This window comes from Streptomyces sp. NBC_00057 (assembly GCF_045041165.1).
Taxonomy (GTDB): domain Bacteria; phylum Actinomycetota; class Actinomycetes; order Streptomycetales; family Streptomycetaceae; genus Streptomyces.
The window spans coordinates 188,706-211,550 of the sequence record NZ_CP108256.1; the positions used below are offsets into that span (position 1 = coordinate 188,706).

The 22,845-nt window shown below is 67.9% G+C and carries 24 protein-coding genes and 4 pseudogenes; 12 read left to right on the forward strand and 16 right to left on the reverse strand.

Features of this window, described 5'->3' with window-relative positions; all coding sequences use genetic code 11:
• The first annotated feature begins 37 nt into the window (after nucleotides 1-37).
• The 3 genes from OG953_RS00860 to OG953_RS00870 all read left to right on the forward strand — a co-directional run bounded on the left by OG953_RS00860 (nucleotide 38) and on the right by OG953_RS00870 (nucleotide 1,972).
• Nucleotides 38-304 (forward strand): hypothetical protein, encoded by a 267-nt coding sequence (locus OG953_RS00860; protein WP_405681905.1) that lies wholly within the window; start codon nucleotides 38-40, stop codon nucleotides 302-304.
• A 259-nt stretch (nucleotides 305-563) separates the two neighbouring features.
• Nucleotides 564-1,526, forward strand: coding sequence for a tyrosine-type recombinase/integrase (locus OG953_RS00865; RefSeq protein WP_405681906.1), 963 nt, complete (start codon nucleotides 564-566; stop codon nucleotides 1,524-1,526).
• A 113-nt stretch (nucleotides 1,527-1,639) separates the two neighbouring features.
• Nucleotides 1,640-1,972 carry a helix-turn-helix domain-containing protein gene (locus tag OG953_RS00870; RefSeq protein ID WP_405681907.1) on the forward strand — a complete coding sequence of 111 codons (333 nt, stop codon included), beginning with the start codon at nucleotides 1,640-1,642 and terminating at the stop codon, nucleotides 1,970-1,972.
• A gap of 1,450 nt (nucleotides 1,973-3,422) precedes the next feature.
• On the opposite strand, the gene OG953_RS00875 is transcribed toward OG953_RS00870, so the two are convergent.
• From OG953_RS00875 to OG953_RS00885, 3 genes and pseudogenes are all read right to left on the reverse strand, one after another.
• Nucleotides 3,423-4,145, reverse strand: a complete 723-nt coding sequence (locus OG953_RS00875; RefSeq protein ID WP_405691546.1) for an IS6 family transposase — start codon at nucleotides 4,143-4,145, stop codon at nucleotides 3,423-3,425.
• 60 nt (nucleotides 4,146-4,205) lie between these two features.
• A pseudogene (locus OG953_RS00880) lies at nucleotides 4,206-4,673 on the reverse strand (IS6 family transposase); the annotation flags it as partial.
• A gap of 428 nt (nucleotides 4,674-5,101) precedes the next feature.
• Nucleotides 5,102-5,305: pseudogene (locus OG953_RS00885) on the reverse strand (dienelactone hydrolase family protein); the annotation flags it as partial.
• Nucleotides 5,306-5,522: 217 nt separating this feature from the next.
• Here OG953_RS00885 and OG953_RS00890 point away from each other — a divergent pair.
• Both OG953_RS00890 and OG953_RS00895 read left to right on the forward strand, forming a co-directional pair.
• Nucleotides 5,523-5,768, forward strand: a complete 246-nt coding sequence (locus OG953_RS00890) for a hypothetical protein (RefSeq protein WP_405681908.1) — start codon at nucleotides 5,523-5,525, stop codon at nucleotides 5,766-5,768.
• Between the two features lie 497 nt (nucleotides 5,769-6,265).
• On the forward strand, nucleotides 6,266-7,552 hold the full coding sequence (locus OG953_RS00895) for a vanadium-dependent haloperoxidase (RefSeq protein ID WP_405681910.1): 1,287 nt from the start codon (nucleotides 6,266-6,268) through the stop codon (nucleotides 7,550-7,552).
• 522 nt (nucleotides 7,553-8,074) lie between these two features.
• Here the strand turns inward: OG953_RS00895 and OG953_RS00900 are convergent.
• From OG953_RS00900 to OG953_RS00925, 6 genes are all read right to left on the reverse strand, one after another.
• A complete protein-coding gene (locus tag OG953_RS00900; RefSeq protein ID WP_405681912.1) occupies nucleotides 8,075-8,404 on the reverse strand; it encodes a peptidase inhibitor family I36 protein in 330 nt (109 codons plus the stop codon).
• Nucleotides 8,405-10,115: 1,711 nt separating this feature from the next.
• A complete protein-coding gene (locus OG953_RS00905; RefSeq protein ID WP_329111815.1) occupies nucleotides 10,116-10,526 on the reverse strand; it encodes a Rid family hydrolase in 411 nt (136 codons plus the stop codon).
• Nucleotides 10,527-10,840: 314 nt separating this feature from the next.
• Nucleotides 10,841-12,067 carry a hypothetical protein gene (locus OG953_RS00910; protein ID WP_405681913.1) on the reverse strand — a complete coding sequence of 409 codons (1,227 nt, stop codon included), beginning with the start codon at nucleotides 12,065-12,067 and terminating at the stop codon, nucleotides 10,841-10,843.
• 121 nt (nucleotides 12,068-12,188) lie between these two features.
• Entirely contained in the window at nucleotides 12,189-12,401 is a 213-nt protein-coding gene (locus OG953_RS00915; protein WP_405681915.1) for a hypothetical protein, read from the reverse strand.
• 220 nt (nucleotides 12,402-12,621) lie between these two features.
• On the reverse strand, nucleotides 12,622-12,882 hold the full coding sequence (locus OG953_RS00920; protein ID WP_405681916.1) for a hypothetical protein: 261 nt from the start codon (nucleotides 12,880-12,882) through the stop codon (nucleotides 12,622-12,624).
• On the reverse strand, nucleotides 12,879-13,184 hold the full coding sequence (locus OG953_RS00925; RefSeq protein WP_405681917.1) for a DUF6247 family protein: 306 nt from the start codon (nucleotides 13,182-13,184) through the stop codon (nucleotides 12,879-12,881). Before OG953_RS00925 ends, OG953_RS00920 begins: the two co-directional genes overlap by 4 nt.
• 112 nt (nucleotides 13,185-13,296) lie before the next feature.
• On the opposite strand from OG953_RS00925, the gene OG953_RS00930 reads away from it, so the two are divergent.
• Nucleotides 13,297-13,449 (forward strand): hypothetical protein, encoded by a 153-nt coding sequence (locus OG953_RS00930; RefSeq protein WP_405681918.1) that lies wholly within the window; start codon nucleotides 13,297-13,299, stop codon nucleotides 13,447-13,449.
• Between the two features lie 198 nt (nucleotides 13,450-13,647).
• Here the strand turns inward: OG953_RS00930 and OG953_RS00935 are convergent, their stop codons facing one another.
• Entirely contained in the window at nucleotides 13,648-14,052 is a 405-nt protein-coding gene (locus tag OG953_RS00935) for a hypothetical protein (RefSeq protein WP_405681920.1), read from the reverse strand.
• A 172-nt stretch (nucleotides 14,053-14,224) separates the two neighbouring features.
• Here OG953_RS00935 and OG953_RS00940 point away from each other — a divergent pair, with 172 nt between their 5' ends.
• On the forward strand, nucleotides 14,225-15,589 hold the full coding sequence (locus tag OG953_RS00940) for an IS701 family transposase (protein ID WP_405681921.1): 1,365 nt from the start codon (nucleotides 14,225-14,227) through the stop codon (nucleotides 15,587-15,589).
• Nucleotides 15,590-15,703: 114 nt separating this feature from the next.
• Here OG953_RS00940 and OG953_RS00945 read toward each other — a convergent pair whose 3' ends face one another.
• Nucleotides 15,704-16,231, reverse strand: a complete 528-nt coding sequence (locus OG953_RS00945) for an HNH endonuclease (RefSeq protein ID WP_405681922.1) — start codon at nucleotides 16,229-16,231, stop codon at nucleotides 15,704-15,706.
• Between the two features lie 421 nt (nucleotides 16,232-16,652).
• Between OG953_RS00945 and OG953_RS00950 the strand changes: the two are divergent.
• Nucleotides 16,653-16,904, forward strand: a pseudogene (locus OG953_RS00950) (IS110 family transposase); the annotation flags it as partial.
• A gap of 325 nt (nucleotides 16,905-17,229) precedes the next feature.
• On the opposite strand, the pseudogene OG953_RS00955 reads toward OG953_RS00950, so the two are convergent.
• Nucleotides 17,230-18,224 (reverse strand): annotated as a pseudogene (locus OG953_RS00955) (IS5 family transposase).
• A gap of 89 nt (nucleotides 18,225-18,313) precedes the next feature.
• Between OG953_RS00955 and OG953_RS00960 the strand changes: the two are divergent.
• A complete protein-coding gene (locus OG953_RS00960) occupies nucleotides 18,314-19,495 on the forward strand; it encodes an MFS transporter (RefSeq protein WP_405681924.1) in 1,182 nt (393 codons plus the stop codon).
• Between the two features lie 121 nt (nucleotides 19,496-19,616).
• Here the strand turns inward: OG953_RS00960 and OG953_RS00965 are convergent, their stop codons facing one another.
• Nucleotides 19,617-19,883 (reverse strand): hypothetical protein, encoded by a 267-nt coding sequence (locus OG953_RS00965; RefSeq protein WP_405681926.1) that lies wholly within the window; start codon nucleotides 19,881-19,883, stop codon nucleotides 19,617-19,619.
• A 93-nt stretch (nucleotides 19,884-19,976) separates the two neighbouring features.
• Here OG953_RS00965 and OG953_RS00970 point away from each other — a divergent pair, with 93 nt between their 5' ends.
• Entirely contained in the window at nucleotides 19,977-20,144 is a 168-nt protein-coding gene (locus OG953_RS00970) for a hypothetical protein (RefSeq protein ID WP_405681927.1), read from the forward strand.
• A gap of 81 nt (nucleotides 20,145-20,225) precedes the next feature.
• On the opposite strand, the gene OG953_RS00975 is transcribed toward OG953_RS00970, so the two are convergent.
• On the reverse strand, nucleotides 20,226-20,567 hold the full coding sequence (locus OG953_RS00975) for a hypothetical protein (protein ID WP_405681929.1): 342 nt from the start codon (nucleotides 20,565-20,567) through the stop codon (nucleotides 20,226-20,228).
• Between the two features lie 272 nt (nucleotides 20,568-20,839).
• Nucleotides 20,840-21,148 (reverse strand): hypothetical protein, encoded by a 309-nt coding sequence (locus OG953_RS00980; protein WP_405692431.1) that lies wholly within the window; start codon nucleotides 21,146-21,148, stop codon nucleotides 20,840-20,842.
• Here OG953_RS00980 and OG953_RS00985 point away from each other — a divergent pair.
• The gene (locus tag OG953_RS00985; protein ID WP_405691548.1) at nucleotides 21,047-21,892 is read left to right on the forward strand and encodes a helicase associated domain-containing protein; all 846 of its coding nucleotides are present in this window, start codon (nucleotides 21,047-21,049) and stop codon (nucleotides 21,890-21,892) included. The two genes, OG953_RS00980 and OG953_RS00985, sit on opposite strands and share 102 nt — an antisense overlap.
• 61 nt (nucleotides 21,893-21,953) lie before the next feature.
• Nucleotides 21,954-22,166, forward strand: a complete 213-nt coding sequence (locus OG953_RS00990) for a hypothetical protein (RefSeq protein WP_405681930.1) — start codon at nucleotides 21,954-21,956, stop codon at nucleotides 22,164-22,166.
• A 126-nt stretch (nucleotides 22,167-22,292) separates the two neighbouring features.
• Here OG953_RS00990 and OG953_RS00995 read toward each other — a convergent pair whose 3' ends face one another.
• On the reverse strand, nucleotides 22,293-22,769 hold the full coding sequence (locus OG953_RS00995) for a hypothetical protein (RefSeq protein WP_405681931.1): 477 nt from the start codon (nucleotides 22,767-22,769) through the stop codon (nucleotides 22,293-22,295).
• Nucleotides 22,770-22,845: the final 76 nt, after the last annotated feature.

Below are 22,845 nucleotides of genomic sequence, written 5' to 3' on the forward strand. Positions count from 1 at the left end.
TCATGCCGGGCGCCACCCGAGTGAAAGGGCATACGACATGGACATCGCCACTCAGGAAGAGCTACCCACTCCGCTCCACGCCGTCACCGCCGCGCCGCCCGACCCGGCCTGGCAGCACCTGCCCGTGGTGTGGCGCAAGCCCGGCATGCTGGCGGCGTCCCGGCTGACTACGGGACTCACCTTCGCCACGTACGTCGCCGAGCTCATCCCCACCGGTGCGCCGACGACGTCGGCCGCCGCCCTGTTCGCGTGCCACGCCCTGTACGAGTTCGCCGCCGCCTGCCTGCGCCCCGCCCGACGCTGAGACCACAGGTGCGCAACGATCTCCTGGTCCCCGGGCAGCAGCACCCGGATGGGCATTGGCACCGGCTCGGGGGCGGAGGACATCGTCTGTGCGACATCCCGTGAGTTCCCCTGAGCCCCGCTGAGTGACCCCGGCCGTGGCCAGGGGCTCCTTCCTCCTTCGAGTGCTCCGCTGAGCCGTGACGTAACTTCGGGATTCCTGAAGCGTTCTCAACTTGTCCGACCGATCTGCGGTCCGGTCGAAGGCGAGGAGACGCGAGTTGGCGGCGCTGGCGGTGGTGCGGGACCTGCGCAAGTACCGGGATCCGGTCTTGGCGGAGGAGTTGGAGCGGTTCGAGACCGACGTGCTGGCCGGCTTCGTGTTGGCACGGGCCTCGGCGGGGCTGGCGGACGGCACGATCCGCGGTGACGTCGGGCACCTGGAACAGGTGCGGACCTGGTTCGGCCGCCCCTTGTGGGACATGGAGCCGGCCGACGCGGACGCGTACTTCGGGCGGGTGCTGCGGGGCTCGCCCAGCGGCACCCGCCTGGCCCGTTCCCAGGCCCTGAGTACGTACTTCCTGTTCCTGGAGCTGCGGCACAAGGTCGAGATCCACCGCATGACCGGCCGGGTCGTCGAGTGCCCGATCGACGAGATGAACCGCCCGCGTGGCTCCAAGGACGCCCAGCTGCGGATCCCGCCGACAGCCCCGGAGGTCGGCCGGCTGTTCACCGGCTGGGGCGGCGACCTGGCGACCTGCCGCAAGTTCGCCCCGACCGCGAGGAACTACACCGCCGCGAAGCTGATGTCCCAGGTCGGGCTGCGGGTGAGCGAGGCGTGCGGGCTCGACCTCACCGACATCAAGTGGCACCTGGGCCGGTTCGGCAAGCTCCACGTCCGCCTCGGCAAGGGCGCCCGCGGCTCGGGGCCGCACGAGCGGATGGTGCCGCTGATCAACGGTGCGGACCGGACGCTGCGGTGGTTCATTGAGGACGTCTGGGGTCAGTTCGATGATGACCACACCCGCCCCGGCACCCCGTTGTTCCCCTCCGAGCGCAAGAATGCCGACGGATCCTCGGGCCGGGTGGGCGACGACGCCCTGCGGAACGGTCTGGCCGCCGCCGTCGAGGCTCATCTTCCCAGCTGGGCAGAGAAGTTGACACCGCACGTCCTGCGGCAATTCTGTGCGTCCGAGCTCTATGCGGGCGGCCTGGGTCTGGTCGCAATTCAGGAGGTTTTGTGACATTCCTGGATCGCTACGACGATGCGGTACGTCCACGTCCAGCAAACCAGGGTGGAAGACGCCTGGCTCGCCGGGCAGCAACGGGCCGCGAAGCGGCTGGAAGGACTCATGGGATGAAGTGGAACCTGCGGCTGACCGCCGCCAACAAGGGCATCTGGAAGGCGTCCGAACTGCAGCGGAGCCTCGCCGAGCACGGTCTGGTCATCTCGGCCGGGAAGGTGTCCGGCCTGTGGTCCGGCCAGCCGGTCTCCTTGAAGCTGGAGGACTTGGACGTCATCTGCGTCGTGCTCGGCTGCGAGATCGGCGACCTGCTGATCCCAGAGCCCGAGAAGGTCTCCCGCCCAGGCCAGGCCAATGAGACGGAGCGGATCGCTGTCGGCGCGGCGGCTACCCCACCGGCGGTGGTCCCCAAGCGCCGGGACGGCCGGTCGCTGCCGCCGGAGTGACCCGGTGGCCCGCTTCCCGAAGGGGTACGTCAAGCCAACCGACTCCTGCGACAGCTGCCTGGCCTGGGGGAACTTCAGCGGTCGCCGCTGTCCGACGTGCTACATGTTCGGACGGAGCCACGACGAGGCCCCCTGCACCGGCTGCCATCGCGTCCAGCCGGCGAAGTGGGGCTACTGCCGACTTTGCTGGTGCCAGGCCCGCCACAGTACCAAGGCCGCAACTGGTCGGCCCCTGGACGAGACGGACGTGAGGTCACGGCTCGGCGCTGTCCGGCACCACCAGCTCTTCTTCGTCGGCATGCACTACCGCAGGCGATCGGAGCCTCCTCCTCCACGGTCCCGAGGCCGGCGGGGAGCCCCGCGCAAGCCGCCGCCCCCGCCGGTCTGGCGCCCTGATCCCGGCTGGACGCAGCTACCGCTCTTCGACCAGATCCCGCGCGACTACAGCCGCCTCGACCCGGCCGACGCTGATCTGGCCAGCCCCTGGCTGGCCTGGGCGAAATACCTGGCCCACCAGCTGGCCGAAGCCCGCGGCTGGGGACGCGGCATCCGCTTCGCCGTCAACCGTGGCCTGGCCTTCGCGCTCACCGGCTACGTCGAAAGCGACGTCATCCGCCACACGGAGATCTTCACTCCGCTGCGAGCCCTCGACCTGAGCGTCGGCCACATCGTCACCGTTCTGGAGGAGATGGGCATCTTCGAGGACGACAGCGAGCCCTCCTTCGAACGCTGGCTCGCCGGGCGGTTGGAAGGACTCGCACCCGGCATCCGCTCGGAGGCCGAACGCTGGACCCGCGTCCTGCACAAGGGTGGCCCGCGCAGCCTGCCGCGCCGAGAGGGAACGGTCTGGCTCTACCTCAACGCGGCCCGCCCGGCCCTGCTGGAGTGGTCGAGTCGCTACGACCACTTGCGGGAGGTGACGCGCGACGACGTCCTCACCTACCTCAAGGTCCTGCACGGTCGCCACCGTCACAGCCAACTCGTCGCCCTGCGTTCGCTGTTCAGCTGGGCCAAACGGAACGGGCTCATCTTCCGCAACCCCACCAGCCGGATCAAGGTCGGGCAGTACGAGTACGCCGTGCTGCAGCCGCTCGTCCCTGAACAGGTCGACCGGGCCGTCGCGGCGGCCACGACCCCGGCGACACGACTCATCCTCGCCCTCGCGGCGGTCCACGCCGCCCGAGTGACCCAGATCGGCACGCTCATGCTCGATGACGTCGACATCGGCAACCGGCGGCTGACCATCGCCGGCCGCGTTCGCCCCCTCGACGACCTGACCCTGAAGCTGCTGCTGGACTGGCTGGAGCAGCGGCGCACCCGCTGGCCGAACACGGCGAACCTCCACCTACTGATCAACAACCAGACCGCGAACAGGTGCTGTCACGTTGTTGGGTTGCAGGTGCCTGACGGTGCGTCGTGGCCTGGTGGGGCCCGCGGTCCGGGCCTGTGGTCAGGCCGTGGTGGGCCGGCTGGCAGCTTGGGTGATCTGGTCCCAGATCGCGAAGCGGACGGTCATCTCGGCTCGGTGGTCGGAGGCTGTCATCAGGTGGCGGTGAGGGCGGAAGTGGGGTGAGATGCCGCTGAACGCGGACAGGAACCGCTGGGCCCCGCCGACGGAACGGAATCCCTTCATGGCGCGTTCGCGCTGCCGCGTGGGCTGATGACTGTTCTCGGCCCGGTTGTTCAGGCCCTTGTGGGAACGGTGCTCCACCGAGGGCATGACCTCGCGGTGCGCCGCGCCGTAGGAACGCAGCTTGTCGGTGACGATCACCCTCGGCACCGCCCGGGTCTTCTTCATCAGACGGCGGAAGAACCGCCTGGCCGCGGCCTTGTCGCGGCGGTTCTGGACGAGGATGTCGAGGACGTTGCCGTCCTGGTCGACGGCCCGCCACAGGTACTTCCGCTCGCCGTTGATCTTGATGAAGACCTCGTCCAGATGCCACTTGTCGCCGGGCCGTGGCTGTCGGCGGCGCAGTCCGGCGGCGTAGGCCTGTCCGAACTTCAGACACCACCGCCGCACCGTCTCGTAGGAGACGATGACGCCGCGCTGGAGCATCAGCTCTTCGACCTCGCGGTAGGACAGAGGGAAGCGGAAGTACAGCCACACGCAGTGCGAGATCACCTCGACCGGGTACCGGTGACCCCTGTACGACGGCAGCACAGACGACACCAGCGATCCCCTCCCCAGCGTGATCAACACGAAGATCATCCCACCCGGGTCAGCCAACGTGACAGTGCCCTCCGCCCGGTTGTTCAGGCCCTTGTGGGAACGGTGTTCCACCGAGGGCATGACCTCGCGGTGCGCCGCGCCGTAGGAACGGAGCTTGTCGGTGACGACCACCCTCGGCACCGTACGGGTCTTCTTCATCAGGCGGCGGAAGAAGCGTCCTGCCGCGGTCTTGTCCCGGCGATTCCGGACGAGGATGTCGAGGACGTTGCCATTCTGATCGACGGCCCGCCACAGATACTTCAGCTCGCCGTTGACCTTGATGAAGACCTCGTCCAGGTGCCACTTGTCCCCGGGCCGTGGCCGACGGCGGCGCAGTCCGTCGGCATAAGCCTGTCCGAACTTCAGACACCAGCGGCGGACCGTCTCGTAGGAGACGCTGATGCCGCGCTGCAGCATCAGCTCCTCCACCTCGCGGAATGACAACGGGAAGCGGAAGTACAGCCACACGCAGTGGGAGATCACCTCGACCGGCTACCGGTGCCCCTTGTACGACGGCGGCGTACTGCCCACGGACAACCCCCTCCACCATGATCAACCCGAAGATCATCCCACCCGTCAGCCAACGTGACAGTGCCCCGCGGTGACTGACACACTGCCCAGCGACCCCCTGTACTTGAGCGGTGCCTCCCGGTTCGGGCGAGGCCAAGAGCTCTGTGGTGACGTTGCGACGGGCGGCGGACAGTGCGGTGGGGTCTGCTGCGGCCTGGGCAGCGACGGCCAGCCGGGTGACCTGCACAGTGACGGTGAAGGAGATCCGGTCGGGATCGGTCCCGCCGGGTTCTGCCGTGCGCGTCTGCAGCGCGCAGTGTCTGGTAGACGGTGAGGAGGGCGTAGATCTCCTGGCAGACCAGCTCGGGCGCCTTGGAACGCAGGATAAATCCGGCGCCGCGCAGGCGGTTCTGGAGGTAGGCGTCGGCGTCACGCAGTACGCGTTCGGCGGTGTGTGCCTCGATCAACGGCATCAGCTGGGCCATGAGCGCGGGCCGGACCTCTTCTCCGATGTGCTCGCAAAGCTCGATCAGCGGTGCCGGGCCGTGCCGGTAGAAGAGGTTGGGGACGAGTACGTAGTACCCCTGCCCGGCTACTGAGGTATTTCGGTTCAGGGTGACCGTGACAACGGCGGACCGATCCGCACCATTCGCACGGGGATCGAGAAGCGGCATCTGCCCGGCAAGGCCACCAGGAGGCGGTTACGGCCTCGCCGCACAACCCCCGAAGACGCAGCACCGAACGGCGATCACCGAGACGCTGCCCCTGGAGTACAACGTGTACTCCGGCGGAGCCATATATCGGAGTTGGTGTCGTTCACGCCGCCTCGACGTGGCGACATGCGACGGCAAGCATGGAGACCGCCTCATCGTCAGCCTGCTCAGCACAATCGTGGCCGCGGTGGCCGCGGCCTCTGCCGGGGTGGTCATCTGCTTCGTCTACGGCCACCACGCCGGAGGCAAGCTTCTGCGAAGGGCCTACGGACCCACCGTGCCCGTCTCCGACCCAAGCGTTTCTCCGCTGCGCGCTCTGCGGGCAACCGGCCGCTGGCTCGTGCCCGAGTGGAAGCGGCCGTAGGCGGCGCTTTGACCTCGCCGTCGTACCAGTGCGAAAGGCGGGGCTTGTCGGGAACGACCAGCAACCGGCACAGCCGACTGTAGCCAGATGACCACAGAACGGAGTTGCGGCGTGCTTCGGGAACCCGCAGGCTGTATCTGGCAAGCGACCTTGATGACGCAAAGAGGTGATCAGGTTGCAGGACCACTCGCGCCCGGTCAACCCCTCGAAACATGGGTGCGGGTGACGCGTGCCGCCTCAAGGGCCGGTACCCCGGTGAGTCCAGTCGCGATACTCCAACGACCGCCCCAGCACGGGACTCAGGCAGACGGAACTGGCTTCATGTCCCAGTCGGACTCCGCATCAGGCGCCCGGAGTACTTCTTTGCGGCACACGCTGCGGACTCCCCTCTCGCTCAGTGGTGCCCGTTGACCGTCTGGCCCGAAGCGGCCCACGTGGTCGAAGTGTATGACCACCGGTTGCCCCAGCCCACCACCCACCACAGGGAGCCACAGCATATGGACGGAAAGCACAAGATACTGGCTGCACTGACCGGAACTGCGCTGACAGCCGGACTCACTGGCCTGGCCCTCGGGCCCACCGCCACCACACCTGCTCACTCCCCAACCCTGCGCGCCGCCACCGGGCCCTCTGGGATGTCGGTCGTGGAGTGGAACCGTGAGCTCATCACCGTCCTGAGCGATCCGAAGGCCCAACCGCCCACCATCCACCCCACGCGCAGCTTCGCGCTCCTTCAGGCTGCCGAGTACGACGCGGTGGTATCGGTCACCCGGGCCGGCCCTGCCTACTTGTTCTCGGTGTCGGCGCCGCGAGGCGCCCGTGCAGACGCCGCAGCGGACCAAGCAGCCCACGATGTGCTGGTGGCCCTGTACCCGGCCAAGCGCGCAAGCGTGGACCAACGGCTGAGCAGCCAGTTGTCCGCGATTCCCAACGGCCCCGGCAAGCAGGCGGGCATTCGCGTGGGAGCCGAGGTCGCCCGCAGGCTGATCAGCCTGCGATCCCATGATGGGTCCTCGACCAAGCCGCCGCCGTTCAGTCCCCGCAACGTGGCCGGCGGCTACCGGCCCACACCGCCCGACTTCCCCACACCGGTGTTCACCAACTGGGGCTCGGTCAAGCCGTTCGTGCTTGCCAAAGGAAGCCAGTTCCGCCCGGCGCCGCCGCCGGCCGTCAGCACCGCCGAGTACGCCACAGCCTTGAATGAGGTCAAGAGCCTGGGGAGAATGACCAGTACCACCCGCACCCCCGATCAGACCGCAGCCGGGAAGTTCTGGGCGACAGCGCCCGTCTGGAACGTCTGGAATCAGATCGCGCAGGGCCTCGTAACCTCCCAGCACGCAAGCCTGGAGAAGGCGGTGAAGGTCTTCGCCCAGCTCAACCTGTCCCTCGCCGACACCGCGATCGCGATGTACGACGCCAAGTACACCTACCGCGTATGGCGGCCCGTGACCGCCCTGCGGCTCGGTGGTACGCACTACAACCCGCGCATCGCTGGCGATCCCAACTGGACCCCCCTGCTGCCGACCGCCCCGGATCCGTCCTACCCCGCCGCCCACGGCGCTCTCAGCCAGGCGGCGGCAACGACGCTCACCAAGTTCTACGGTGCGCAGCACCACCTCGTGGTGACGTCGAAGGGGGTCACCCGAACCTTCGCCAGCTTCCAACGCGCCGCCACTGAAGCGTGGCTCAGCCGGATATGGACCGGCCAGCACACCTCCATCGACAACCGGGCAGGCCAACAACTCGGCACGCAGGTCGCCGATTTCGTGGCGCAACACATCTGATCTGCCCGCACCCGTGCAGCGTCAACGCGCCGCATAGCTGTAGCCAAGAGCCAGCTGTATGAGCTGCTCTGAGAGGGACAGGCCACTTCCGCCCGCAGGGGCGCCTGGGGCGGCTGAAGGACTGGCCCCGGCCGAAGCGTCGGAAGTGCCGACCGAGGCGGCAGGTGCCGACGGCTTCGAATCCGATTGCGCGGCGCTGGGGCTGCAGGCGGGCTCCGGGATCGACGGCTGATACAGCCTCATGATCCCAGAGCTTCGACGGCGTTTGACAGACGGTCATATGTCCAGGTGGTAGCCCTCCGTCTGTACTCATCTCAGCTGGTGCTACAGCTGCTACGTGGTGGGCGGCCTATGGGCCGCCCACCTGCGTCACTGGCCGGTGCTGGGACCGGCGCGTTTGGAGGCGCGGGCGCCGTCGGTGCCCACGCCAGCCGCCGCCGGTCGGGATGCGTCACGGATTCTTGGAGCCCCACCCCGCAGGCGAGAAGGGCGACCAGCGCGCCCGTCGGCTGGCCTCTCCGGTCAGCAACCGCCTTCAGGCTCCGGCTGCAAGGAGGACACCGCCCGGTCGGACTCGCCGGTGAGGTTGCCGGCCTCACCGGGCTCCACGAGCCGCCATTCGCCGCTGAAGCCCTCGTTCTGGTATAGGCACCAGTTGTCGCTGGTGCTGTTGTAGACACTGCGCGCCCTGTCGTTGAACCCCGCGGTGCGAAGGTCAGAGATGGCGTCGTGGACGGAGAGAGTCGCGCCCTGGCCCGCGTGCCCCCCATACAGGCAGACGTGTTCGTCACTGCATTCGTAGGTAGCGGCTGCTGCCGGGGAGACCAGCGCGGCGGCCATCACCGATCCCATCGCTACCACTTTGCCGAATGTGCTGACCCTGGGCATCGGAGCGCCCCTTTCGTTCTGGAAGTGAGCCGTCGGTGACCCCGGAGAGTGGGACGGCGCTCGGCCTGCCGCGCCGTGCTCGTCCCGAACCGAGACGGTGGCCGCCCTATTGCGCCGGACTCTAGAAGCCACCAGGTCCAGCCAGTGGGAGGCGATCCGGCGGTTCACCCTCCTTCTACCTGGACGGCTCCGCACGGCACCCGACGGGATGGGGCGGCGGTGAAGTGGGCGGGACGCTGACGTGTTCATCGAAGTGCAAATCCCCTTCCGGGGCCGGCCTCGGCGGAGCGGACCGGACGTCGGCGGTGGCGGAGATCGGGCCGGGCTCACTGTGGTTCATGGGCTCCCCTTCGGATTCGGAGGACGCGTCGATTTCAGAAAGGGGCTGGGTTCTCACTGGCAGATACAGCGGTGTTCTCCGGCGACGGAGGCACGGAAGAAGGAGCGGCGGCGAGCAGCGCCTGGGCGAGCTCGATGCGCACCGTTGCCAGACGGAGGGCGCCCCAATGCCTGTCCCCGCGCTCACTCACAAAATCAGCGGGACCCCTTTTCGTAGCTTGAGCCCATGGTGAGAACTAAACCCAGCGCGGCCGACAGGCACTTGATCCGGCTCACAGCAGCATCCGGACTGGAACTGAACCCCTACCGGCTGGAGCGGTGGCGAGCGGCCGGGCTGATCCCCCGGCCCGGAACGGACACCCTGGTGCGGATCGGGACCGCCGAGGTCTACACGCCGGAGACAGCCGCCCTCGTGGCAGGGCTCCTGGTATGCGCCCCGCTGTGCAGAACGAACGAGGACCTGGCGCTCCTGGCGTTCTTCAACGAGGTCCCGGTGCCCTTGGATCCGGTGCGCGCCGCCCTGCTCAAGAACTTCCCCCAGTACAGCAAGGTCCGGGAGCGAGCGAACGAGGAGTTGCAGCAGATCCCGGCGGAACATCGCGACGAGGCTGAACCCGAGTACAACTGGGCAGAAGCCGCAGCTGCCCTTGACATGGAACACAAGGCGGCCGTCCGCCAGATGAGAGACAACCTCCGACGCCGCCGCGACCTGGCGACAGCATCGCTCGATGAACGCGTCCGCGGCGTGCTGATCTGGCTGAACGCGCCGGCCCTGCCCACACACGACAGCGTGTTCATGGCGGACCTGCGCACGGCCATGGCGTTCGCCGGACCGCCCGAACAGTCCCGAGCAGCGTGGCTGCTCGCAGCCATCTGTCACAGCGACCAGCTTGCAGAGCGCGGCGAAACCTCCGGCCCGGAACGGCTGGAGACCTTTCTGGCAGTGACAGACGACGATCTGACGACCCTGCGGGAGCAGGTGAGAGAGTCCCTGGACGCCATGTGGCACATGGCGACGGAGGGACGCAGTCGCCGCTTCGAGCTGGACTCACCCGAGATGGCCCGGTCGGCAGGCCGCATGCTCGTGGAATGGACCACCGCGCGCCAGGCCCACCCTCCTGGTACGCGCCCCGCCCAGTTGCTGGTGGACGGCCTGCGCCGCCTGTGGTCCCTGTGCTCAACCGACTCCGTCGGAGAAGGCCGCGCTGCCTTCCAGCTCCGGACCCGCTCACGGCAACGACACCGCCCGGGACGCGCGAGCCCGCCAAGGCCGGCTGACCCCTACGTTCCTCGACGGCCAGCCGTCCCGGCGTTTGCGGTGTCCTTGGAAGAGGTCTCAAGAATCGAGCACGGCGGCGACGGCCTCGATCTCGACCAGTTGGTCCTTATAGCCGAGCACGGTGACGCCCATCAAGGTGCTGGGAACGTCATGGTCAGCGAACGAGTCCCGGACTACCTGCCAGGCGGCCACCAGGTCCTCCCGCCGGGCCGTAGCGACGAGAACCCGTGTGCTGATGACGTCCTGGAGTGACGCGCCTGAGGCAGTAAGAGCGGCCTCCATGTTCTCGATGGCTTTCGCTGCCTGGCCCGCGTAGTCCCCGATCGCTGCTGTGGAGCCGTCATCGTTCAGCGGACACGCCCCAGCGAGGAAGATCAGGCGTGACTCGGCGGGCGCCGTGGCCGCGTAGGCGTACTCGGCGACGTCGGACAGGGAGGCGGAGCGGATCAAAGTGATGGCACGAGCCACGGTCGTGGGGTCCTTTCCCATCGGATGTTGAGCGCGGACATCCTGCCAACGGCCGGTTGGCTTCCGCCTTCCCTTTTTCTCGCCGCGCCACGGGAACGCCGTCATTTCTGCTCGACATTCACGAACCGCATGATCACCAACTGACTCCGGAACCAGTCGACAAACGCTGTTGCTGGACATCAACGAAGCCACCCACGACGCCGCCCGAAGCGCGATGGCGCAGCACTATTGGGTCTCCGCACCGCCGCAGTCTGACCTGTGTTCACCAAGCTGCCGGACAGGGGCCGCGCGACGTCGTACCGGACGATGCTCTGCTACCTCCGGTCGGCGCCACGGACGATGTCGACCAGGTCGGCGGGGCCGGGAAGTCGTCCGCGGTAGACCAGCGCGAAAACGCCCAGGATGAGCAGGCTCACGAAGGGACCGGTCGCGATCTCGGGCAGGCCGGATCGTGACAGCGCCAGCAGCACACCGACGATCAGCACCCCGGAGATCACCAGGCGCAGCCACGAGCGATCCGCGACCGGCTCAACCCCTTCCATCTGCCGCTCATCAAGAAGCTGACCGGTACGCCCCTCGGCGTACCGGTGGGCCATCGTGGCAAGCAACGTTGCCATGGTTCGTAACGCCTCGTCGGGATCCTGGTGCTGCCGGGCCTCCGCCTTGCGCAGCACTGCGACCACCCGTGCAGCGTGTATCTTCAGCTCCCGCCGCTGATGCCGGCGCACACGCTCGTGTCGGGTCTTCCATGCCTGCCGGATCACTCGTTCCGCCCGCTTGGTTGACACGTGCGGCAGTTCGAGCGGGCCCCTCTCACGGAGCTGCGCGTGTGTGCGCCCGCAGTGCACCGCACACAGCGTCAGCAGCACCACAGGCCAATTCCTCTGCTCCGACTCGGCGGCGAGCCGGCGTTGATCCCGCCGGGGAATAAGCGGGTTCAGACCCACCAGCGCGAGTGCGGCCGGCAGGAGGAGAAAGGCCGCGTAGCACAGGAGAAGGGCGACGATAGGGGTACGCAGCAGCCCGACGGCCTCTGTCGGGCTTTCCCACAGCTGCACTGGGGTCTCGGGAACCTTTGTAGGGAGCACAAAGATGATCCACTTTGTCGCGTCCACGCATCCATTGATCAGGGACTCGACGGGGTCAAGGTTCCCCGGGGCAGGCCCCTGTCTATTCCAGGCCGCGCGAATATCGGCCTCCCGCCACACCGCCACGGTCAGGAGCGCAAGAAACCCCAGCCGCACTGGGGTCTCCCTGAGGAAGCCTTTCGCCCAACGAGACACGCACGGATCGACGAGGTTTCTGTGCGGCGGCAGGCCGGTCACCAGCCCGGGAAGTACGGAATGCGCAGGGCCGACCACGCGAGCCGTCAGCTGACTGTGGATCCTCACCCATCCAACCCGCAGCCGGTTGAGTACGTGTGTACGCAGCGCTGGCCGGAGTTGTCCCCTCCACACGACCTGGTAAAGGGCGGTGCCCGCGACGAAGAGTGCAGCCATCATCGCGAGCACCGCGAGATTGACCTTCAACTGGTGGTCCATCCGCGAAGTGTCGCTCAATCAAGCGAAGTTGAGCACGCCTACCCGGACTCCCGCGGGCGGGTACCGGCTGCCCCGCACCACAGCTGCGCCGTGCTGTCGCTGATGCGCTGGTAGACGGCGATCAGTACTTCACCGACCGCGGCCGCCAGGCCGCAACGCCACTGAACGTGGTGCGGACGATCTGCATGACGATGACGTTGCCCTCGTACCCCAGGGCCTCCAGTTCGGTCTCCGTGGCGTACCGAGAGGTGACCTCCGTCTCCTCCCGCGCGGCTTCGCTGTTCGGCGGCTCTGCGGCTGCGACGAGCTGTACGGGGTCTTGGGCGGTGGTCATGGTGTCAGCTCCAGGCGGGAGTGAGCTCGTCGAGTGGGATCTCCTGGCGCCGTCGTTGAGCTCGACGACGGCAGCCTGCCCGTTGACGGCGCGGCCGGCGGATCTCGTCCTTGAAGGACGGTCGGCGCGAGAAGCGCGCCCAGGACCCGGAGCTGCTGCCCAGCCGGCCCGCCAGCGGGAACAGATAACCGGTATCCGGAAAATCTGCTCACGCGGGTGGCTAGCCGAGCCAGACGATGTCCAGTACGGACAGGTGCCGCTGGTGGCGGTTGAGGAAGTAAATGACGCTGAGCTGACCGACCGAGGCGGCCCGTACGTCCTCGCCTTCCGGATCGTTGGCGTTCCACTGGGGGAAGCCCCAAGGAGAGCGGGCTGCGATGTCCAGAAGGTCGCGCAGCATCTCCTTGGCGTGATCGGGGAGGCCGCTGAGCGTCTTGGCTGCCTGCGGCGACAGCCTGGCGGGCCACGGCTCGTTGCTCATGGGCGGGGCCCGAGGACGTCCTCCAGGGCGACGAAGCCGCTGTCGTCCATGCCGGAATCGATGAACGCGTCCACGGCTGGGGCGGTGTCCAGCCGAATCTGCCAGGTGTGGACGACCTCGTGGAGCGGTGTGAGGCTGTAACTGGCGCGCGAGTCCTCCAGTGCCTTGCCCCAGTCCCGTTCGAAGGCCGGCACCCAGGCGTCGGCGCGGTGGTTGGTAAGGATCCGCGCGAGGAGCTGGGCAGCTGCACCGGGTGCGGGTGCGGGAGGCGGTGTGGGTGCGTACTCAGGCTGGGCGCTCATGGGCTCCTCCGGATCGGTCCTGTTCGACACGTTAGCGCCGTCGTCGCCACCACTTGCTGCGTTCTGCCGTAATCGAGCCCCAACCGGCTTTTGGCGGCGTCATCCTTGGCACATGAAGGACTTCGAGTTCGAGTGCTGGGACTGCTGGGAGACCAACTTCGTCAAAGGCCGCCCCAAAGGGTTCTGGACAACGACCCACTACGAGTTACCGGGCAAATGGAACTGCTGGTCATGCGGCGCCGTCAACACCACCCCCGACGACTGACACCGGGACGGCAGGTAGAAGGAGGCTGGCGACGCGTGATGTGCCGAAGCGCGAAAGCTGTCACCAAGGTCGGTACTGACCTGGGGTTTCGCTTGACCGAAGCACGGGAGTGGTCACCAAGCCAGCGCGCTACTTGTCACCCCGTCCACGACAACACGCCTGTTGTCACTTGAGGTCCGGCTGACAGTGAGGATTGAGCTACCCGCCGTCGCGAGGAGCAGCGCTCAGAGTCGCGGGCAACCCGCACGCCAAAGCCTTGCGGGCGGCAAGGTAGCCCGCGATTTTGAACGCCAGTTCGTGAGAGCCGAACGTATCGGCGCGGGCACGCCGCAGCACCACCCGAGCGGCGATCACAACTCCGTGCTCGGGCAAGCTCAGCTGCTCCTCGATCCCCACGGCAGCAGCGGCGAAGAAGCGTGGCAGGTTTTCGGCAGGTTCGTACTCCACCGTCAGCTCTTGGGCTACCTCGAAGGCGAAGCCCTCGGCTGCGGGCTCGAAATCCACCTCTATCTCCGCGAAATGTGGCGCGCAGTTCTGCTTCTGATGCAAAACACACACGCCACGGATCGGATACGGCGGGAACCGAGGCAGCGCTGACGTCATGCCGGAACGCTACCCCTGCCCGGTACCCCGCCTCCGCCGTCGATCTTGGTGACAGAAAACCTGCCTCTGTCACGGCAGCTGTAGTTCGTGAGGCGTAAGGCAACGCTGCTGGTCAGCGTGGTGGATGGGGTGCCTACGGGCAGAGGTGCGGCCACCTGCATCGTGATCGTTTGTGAAGACGGAAAACGAAGCGGTGGCCGCGCAGGCCACGGTAGTACACGCCCTGTGGGACGAGTCTTTCGAGGGGCTGATGGGCCGGGTGGCGAGCTGCTTTCCGCGCCGGGAGCCCCGGCTGACCTGCCGGAACATGGTTCAGGGACTGCTAATGGTCAAGGACTCGGCGAACTGCTGGTCGCTGGCCGAGGCGATCGGCCACGCCGGCCCGCACGTGCTGCAGCACTTCCTGTCCCGTGCCCGCTTCGACACCGAGGCGATACGCAGGTCGGCCGCGGCCTGGACAGTGGAGCAACTCGGCGACCGGGAGGCGATGTTGGTGGTGGACGAGACGGGCGATGAGAAGTCCTCCCTCGACGCGGTCGGCGCGGCCCGGCAGCACTCCGGCGCCCTGGGCGGGATCGGACTGTGCCAGGTCGCGGTACATCTCTCCTACGTGAGCGCGCAGGGCCACGCGCTGATCGACCGCCGCCTCTACCTCGGTGAGGCATGGGCTGGCGACGACGAACGCCGTGAACTGGCCGGGGTACCCGACGAGACGGCGTTCGCCACCAAACCGCAACTGGCCGGCGACATGCTCGCCGAGGCGCACGCCGCGGGCATCCGCACCGCATGGGTGGCGGCCGACGAGGTCTACGGCGGCCGGGAGTTGCGCGCCCGGGTCCGCACCCTTGGCCACGGCTACGCGATCGCCGTGCCCACCAGCCACCGCGTCACCACCCCGGGCGGGAAAGCCAAGGTCACCGCGCTGCTGGAGCGGGTACCCCAGCGGGCCTGGATGCGGCTGAAGACCGGCAACGGCACCAAGGGCGAACGGCTCTACGACTGGGCGATGATCGACGTGAACCCCGACGACACCCCGCCCGCACAGGCCGCCGGGCACAGCCAGGTCCTCATCCGGCGCCACCGACGCACCGGCTCCCTCTCCTTCTACCGCACCTGGCACCCCGACCCGCAACCGATATCGGTGCTGGTCAGCGTGGTCTGCCGCCGCTGGCGCGTCGAGGAGGACTTCCAAGGAGCCAAGGGCCTGGCCCACCTCGGCACGGGCCAGGTCACCTGCTGGATCTCCTGGCACCGCTGGAGCCTGATGAGCCTGCTCGCCTACGCGCTCCTGGCCGTCGGCGCCCTCCACGAGCGGCAACGCGCCAACCCCGCTGAGCCCGAGGACTACCCGGTCATGGTGCCCGTCAGCCCACGCGAACTCCTCGCCCTGCTCCGGGTCTTCGTCCTGCCCCGCCCCTGCCAGGAAACCGATCCCGCACACGCGCTCCGCTGGTCACACTGGCGCCGCCGACACCAGCATCGGGCAGCCGACTGCCACCGCCGCTGGAACAACGTCACGGCAGTGGCCATCGCATGACTGTGGTCGGGTAGCCGGAGACCATTGCTGATCTCCGGCCCCCTCAGAACCGGACGTGCGACGTTAACCGCATCCGGCTCAAGCAAGCCACGAGGGCTTCGCAGGTCAGCAGGGTTACGTGGTCCGTTTGCCGTCGCCCGCGTGGTGCTGGCGATGGCATTCGGAGTGCACGAGGCGAAGGTTGCTCCGCTCGTCCCCGCCGCCGTCTCGCCGGTAGGTGAAGTGATGCTTGTGGAGCATCTTCTTCGAGGCCGCGAACCAGTTGATCCACTCGCGTGGGCTGTCCGGTTCGTACTCGGCTCCGGCGATCAGCGCCTGTTTGCAGAGAGGACAAAGTCCCTGCTGCCGGACCGCCAGGAGAAGACTCGTCTTGTCCATCGGCGGTGGCGCCTTCTTTCGGCGGCGGTTCCGCCAGTACTCGGTCAGCGCGGGGTCGTCCGGGGACGCTCCGCCCTTGACGAGTTGGTGGCGGACGATGCCGGTCCAGGCGAATTTGATGAGGAAGGCGCCACTGTCGCGGTCGCCGAACACCCACCGGTCTCGCCGGGACGGGTGGAACCTGCCGAAGTACCGGTCCACGACCCAGTGCCTCGACTTGTTGCGGTGGCGACGTCTGGCCCATTTGAAGGTCAGCCGCCACATGTAGTGATCCAGCGACGAGAACGTCGTCGTGGACCAGGTCCTTCTGCAACCGCTCCACCTGCTGCCGCAGCTTTTCGTTCTCCACCTCCGCGGCGGACTTCTTCGCACGGGCCGGGCTGGTCCGGCGGTCGACCAGGTTTTCCAGGGCCCCGGCGTCCCGGGCGGCCCGCCATTCCTTGACATGCGAGTGGTAGAGCCGTTCCCGGCGCAGGACTGCACCCTTCTCGTTCCTGGGCGCGGAGTCGTACTCGGCAACGATCCGCAGTTTGTACTCCGAGGTGAAAGTGCGGCGCTTCGGCCTCGGCGCCGGGTCGGACCCGACGGGCTCTGTGCTGGGCATAAGGGACGGTTCTCCTGTCGTGCCCTCTCAGGCTAACCCCGCAGAACGGGACGTCTCACCCAAGGCTGACAGAGAGGGACCCGACGGTGGGTGAAGAACGACCGTCTCAACCACGTCGGCTGCCTCTGGGCCTTCTCCGCCCCCAACGCATCGCCTGGCGCCAAGCTCCACTACCGCAGGCGTCGCGACGAGCACGGTGACTGGCACGCCTCCGCCCAGAGGAACCTCTTCAACCGCATGCTCGGCCAGCTCTACCACTGCCTTCAGCACAGCCGCCGTTTCGATGAGACCGTCGCCTTCCCCTCTTCGCCGGCAAGGATGATGGCTGCCTAGAACGTCCAGAACGATGATCGTTGAAGGCGTGCGGTCAACAGATAACCTTGTCGGCAGGGCACGTGGAAGTCAGCCCTCCCAGTAGCGCTGGGCTGCAGACGCAACAGCTCCAGTGTCAGTGACGTCTGAGACCGTGCGGTCTGTGATCTCAATCCCCAGTTGGACCAAGTCGGGGGTGCTCTATGTCAGCACCTGACGAGAATCTCTCGAGTCCCCCCACCACGACCCATGAAATCGCCTCCCACCCATCAGCTGACGAGGTGCGGGACAAGGGCCGGCTGCCCCGCTCCTACATGCTGTGGCTAGGGCGTGTTCCAGGTTCGGATCACGTGGGGCGGAGACTCCGGAGCCAGATGATCGATCCGCGTAGGTGGAGTCCGGCGAGGTAGCTGGAAGGAGTCTTGTCGTAGCGGGTGGCCAGCCCTCGCCATTCCTTGATCTTGTTGATGCCGCGCTCGACGGTGTTCCTCTCCTTGTAGAGCTCGGCGTCGTGGGAGAGGGGGCGGCCGCCTTTCGAGCCTCGCTTCTTGCGGTGGGCGGCCTGGTCCTTCTTCTCCGGGATCACCGCCTGGATCCGGCGTTTACGCAGGTAGGAGCGGTTCGCGCGGGAGGAGTACGCCTTGTCGGCGGCGACGGCCCCGGGGCGGGTGCGGGGCCGACCGACCGGCCCACGGATCCTGACTCGGTCGAGGACCCCGGCGAAACGCGGACTGTCGGCCGCCTGTCCCGGCGTCACCACGAACGACAGCGGGCGGCACCGCCGGTCGGTGGCCAGGTGCGTCTTGACCGTCAGCCCGCCCCGCGAGCGCCCCAACGCGGCAGCTTTCAGGCGGGCCTTGTGGCGGCGGCGTATCCGTCGCCGTTCGGCACGTAACGCTTCCTCGACCGGGTCGCCTTCGGCCGTCACCTGGGCGGATTGTCCCTTTGCTGGAGCCCCTTTTCCTCCTCGGCGGCTTTCACCAGTTCCTCCAGGAGCTCGGGGTCGACGGCCATGCCGGCCGCGTGGTGATGCGCGCGTGCGACGGTGGAATCGACGCTGACCAGGTCCAGATCGGCCTGTCCTCGCCGGGCCGCCTCGGCGATCATCCGCTCCATCAGCGTCTCGAAGGTGCCCGCAAGGGCCCACTTCTGGAAGCGGCCGTAGACGGTGGACCAGGACCCGTAGCGTTCGGGAATGTCGCGCCACGGGCTCCCGGTCCGGAACCTCCACATCACCGCGTTCAACTGTTTACGCAGGTCAGGGATCGGTCCGCTCACGCCGAGCGGCAGGTGCGGCTCGAACAACTCCCACTCTGCATCCGTCAGATCGCCTCGCGTCACCCCGGATGTCTACCGTCCCGAGCCACTCCGGCGGAGCGATTTGACCCAACAGTGATCTGAACCTGGAACACGCCCTAGCCGGAATCCTGGTGTCCCTGACAGGCAACTCGGTCTTCTACTTCGCCCTCGGCTGGGCCGCCAGCGAGCACGGCGGCACGGTCGCAGGACTGACTCTGAGCGCCATCAACCTTCCCCGCGTCCTTCTCCTGCTCATCGGGGGTGCGGTCAGCGATCGATTCAGCGCGCGCCGCGTACTGATCACGGGCGACGCGGCAATGCTGGTCTTCTCTCTCGTCCTGGCCGCGGTCGCCTATCACCTGGGGGCCCCGCCCATCCTGCTCATCACAGCGGGCATAGCCGTCGGTGTCGTAGACGCCTTCTACCTGCCGGCTTCCGGATCCATGCCTCGCCGCTTGGTGGAAAAGGAGCAGATTCCTCGCGCTCTGTCTCTCCGCCAGATCGGTGGCCAGGTCGTCAACATGGGAGGCGGCCCACTCGGCGGTGTACTCGTCGGCCTCGCCGGACTGGCAGGCGCCGCTCTGGTCAACGCCGTTACCTTCGCTCTCACCCTCATCGTGCTGGTGGCCGTCCGGCCACGACACCACGTGCCGCCCTCGGGGGCGTCCAGTCTCCTCAAGGACGCCATGGACGGTGTGCGTGTGGCGTTCTCCCATCCCGTGCTGCGCCCGGGGCTTTGCCTCACCGGAGCCGCGGCCGGCCTTCTGCTGCCCGTCCTCCCGCTGCTCCTCCCCCTGCTCGCACGCCAGGAGCAGTGGGGCGCGGGAGCCACAGGGCTCGTGATAGGAGCGCAAGGAGTTGGCATGGTGGCTGTCACCGCGGTTGTCGTGAAGCGCGGGCCGATGGGTCGGCCAGGGCTCCTGTCGGCAAGCGCGCTGGCGCTGGCCGGGCTGGGAGCACTCGCACTCGCGCTCGCGCCCGGCGTGGCGGGAGCGACGGCCGCCGCCCTGGTAATTGGCATTGGAAACGGGATGTTTTCTGCCCACATCGCGCCGCTGATCCTCACAGCAACCCCTGGAAGCCACCTGTCCCGTGTGCAGGCCGTACTCGTCCTCGTACAGAGTCTCGCTCTGCTGCTCATGAACAATCTGCTCGGCACACTTGCCGATCTCGAAGGTCCGGCAGTCGTAACTGTCGCCTGCGCCACCATGCTCGTCGGCGCCGGGCTACTGGGGTTGGCCTCCGGCCCGCTCCGCAGGGACCGGACCGGTCTTGCACCCCGGTTGGACTCGGCGAGCACTCCGAACACCTGACGCACTGAATGCGGGCGTCCCCGGCAGATAGATGCGCCCCAAGCTTGACTCTTATGCGCCTGAGGTGTCTGTCCGGTCCTCGGCAGCCGCGGGGCGGCCGAGGACCAGGCAGGGCGACAGGTCAGGAGGCCAGCGAGCCAGTACGGCGGGACTGCAGAGCGCGCCGGTAGCGGGCAGCTCGCTGCCGGAGCCGGTCCATCAGCGTGGGGTGGGTGTGTCGCCAGGCGCTGTGGTGCAGGCCCTCCTCCGTGGGGAGAGTGCGGGTAGCTCCGCAGGTGCAGGTCCAGGCGTAGGGCTCGGGGCTGGTGTCGTCGCGGGTGGCGGTGGCGGTGGCCTGGGTGCCGTCGTGGCGTCCGTGGTAGGTGCCGATCCAGAGCGGGTCGGACATGGTGTCGGTTCCGTTCGTTCGAGGGCGGGCAGGGCTCGGTTTCTGCGTAGCGATGCGGTGGGGTCCGTCGGTCGGTCGGGGAGCATGGTCGGTATGCCGCGCACGCTGAGAGCTACGGGTGAGTCGAAGAACCTGACGCTTGAGGAGCTGAGGGATTTCGTGAAGGTCGCCGGGGACGCGGGGGTGGGGGACGACGAGTGCGTCACCGCCGAGGTATCGACCACCGGGAAGATCAAGGAGCTTGAGGTCGAGATTCCGTGAGGCCGACGGCCTCGTAGTGGGGATGTCGGGGCGGCCGGGTGCGTGTGAGTACCTGGCCGCCCTTTTGCTGTGTGTGCGGGGTCAGGGGTGGAGGGCTGCGGTGGTGGCCCACAGTGCGCCGAGCGCGGTGGTGGTGAGGGTGAGCCAGGCAAGGGCGTCGGCCCAGAGCCGACCACCGGTGCCTTTCGGATCGCGAAGGTCCGCGAACGTGTCAGCGAGGCGGGCGTGGAGGGCAGCGAGTCTGCCAAGGTCGGTGTACCAGCGGCCGCGCCGGTCGACCTCGCCGGTCTTCTCGCCGTCGGGGTAGTGGCGGCCGTGGAGCGCCTGGCGGTGGTGTACGCCCTCGGCGTCTATCTCCGGTGGGCTGAAGCGGACGGGGCTGGTGGTCCGGCAGACCGGGCAGCGGTAGAGGTAGCGGCGCATGATCGCCTTTCCGCGAGGGGTTGTTGTGGTGACGTGCTGTAGCGGGCCGTGCGACGCCGGTGGGCGGCGGGCCGGGGAGGGTGCGCCGTGCGGCGGGGATGGGGCGTGCGGGCCCTTCCTGGGGCTGTGCGCCTGTTTCCCGGGGGTTCCGGGCAGAGCCCGCTCTACCCGCTCGCTTGCAGGTCAGAGGGTTGTGATGCCCGCTCGGCACCCGCTCTTCCCCCGCTCGCCAGAGCGGCTGCCGAGCGGGGGAAGAGCGGGTGCTGAGCGGGTCAGGAGGGGGTGCTTGTGTCGGTCAGGGCGGCTTCAAGAGCGGAGCCCTTGTAACCCTTCGCGTTCTTGAGGCCGTCGATCGCACCGATGCTGACGGCATTGCCGCAGCCCGCCTTGCGCAGGAGGCTGCCGAGTTCGGTCTTGTCGATGCCCTCGAATTCCCCCTCGGTTCCGATGCTTTCGGCGAGCGTCTCGCCTCCTTCCCGCTGGGGCAGTGGACCGCAGACGCGCGCCGGTTCTACGCCCGCGGGAACATGGACGAGGACCGCGTCGCGCAGCTGGAGAAGCTCGGCATGATCTGGTCCCACTTCGACGTCGCCTGGGAAGAGGGCCTGACCGCCGCGCGCGGGTGGGCCGCCGAACACGGACACCTCCTGGCCCCGCTCGACGCCGCCCACCAGGGCTACAAGGTCGGCATCTGGCTGAAGAACGCCCGCGCCGCCGCCCGGCGCGCCCTGGACCTCGAACAGCGCCAGGCCGAAGGCTTGCCGGTGGAATCATGGGCCGGCGCCCTGTCAGAGGAACGGCGCGAGCAGCTGGAAGAGATCGACCCGTCCTGGTGCCCAACCTGGCCGGTGGAATGGCAGCGGGTCTTCCACCTCACCCGCCTCCACCTGGAAGAGATCGGCGGCGAGCTGCCCACCGAGCCCGGCGACGTCGTGCACCGGGGCGAAGACCCCGGGCGATGGGTGCGGGCACAGCGGCTGGGCTGGGAAAAGCTGACCGGAGTGCAGCAGTGGATGTGCGAGCAGGTCCTCGGGATCGAGCCCGCCAACGAGGACGAAATGCCCAAGCCCCGTACGAGCCAGGCACAAAAGTGGGCGCTGCACCTCGACGCCGCCCGGCAGTTCTTCGAGCGCGAGGGGCACCTGAAGGTCCCGCGCAAGCACGTCGAGACGATCGCCGTGGGTGAGGACGGCGGCGAGGACCAGGAGCAGCGGGACGTGGACCTGAAGCTGGGTGCGTGGGTCGGGAACCAGCGATCCCGGGCCGCATCGCTGACACCCGAGCGGATCGAGCAGCTGTCCGAGGTCGGGATGCGGTGGTCGTGATGGGCATCGCGTCACCGCGGCTGCGGGGTGCTGTGACCGCGGCGGCGTCGGACGATGGGGCATGGCTTCCGCCCCGATAGTCGTGCACCGTCCGTCGCCGACGGGAGGTCGGCGTGTCACTGCGTACGGCCGGATCCTGGGCCTGGCCCGCGATGACCGGGACCTGGTCGAGTTCCTGCGGCGGGCTGGCCTGCCTGGCGCGGAGACGCTGCTGGATGACCCGCAGTGGTTGGAGTGGCGGGGCGGCCGGGCTCATGAGTGGGATGCGGCGTGACCGGGTTATCCACAGGGCCCGGCGGGATTGGTCGGCTCGTCGTAGCGTGCTGCTCTGTCGATCCCGAGCCGAGAACACCGCCAGCTGACCTTTCCAGTCGTTCCGCATGCCCCGTCTGGAGACGGGCTACCGCGATGACCAGGGAACACACTTCTGCTGGCCGGCCGGGCGGACATCGACAAGATCGAAGCCATCTGCGTGGCGCACGAGATGTTGGACCTGGCCCAGGCCGGAGTCACGGACGAACCCGACCCACCCTTGCGTGGTCGCGTGTCGAAGAAGCCACCCGACGACGTCCATCGTCACCCCGAAGTCGTCCTCGTGGACGCACGTCCGGACGGTCAGGGCCCACGGTTCGCTGCCGTCCAGGTTCGGCCTGTCCGTGGCACGGACCAGCAGGGAGACATCGGCCCCGTCGAACGAGTGGCTCGCCGAGCCACCGTCGAAGGCCTGCCAGGGACCGCCCCATGACTCCCAGTCAGTCGACTTCAACTCTGTCGGCATGTCCGCCTGCCCCAGGAGCCACCTCAGTTCCAGAAGCACCGGCTCGGGCAGGTCCGGCGTCAGGTCCACCGCCAGGAACAGGTCGTAGTAGTCACTCACATCAGGGACCCTAGCCCCAGCCGCTGACAGCACTCTGCGGGCCTGACAGACCCCCACGGAGCCCGGTGCTGTCAAA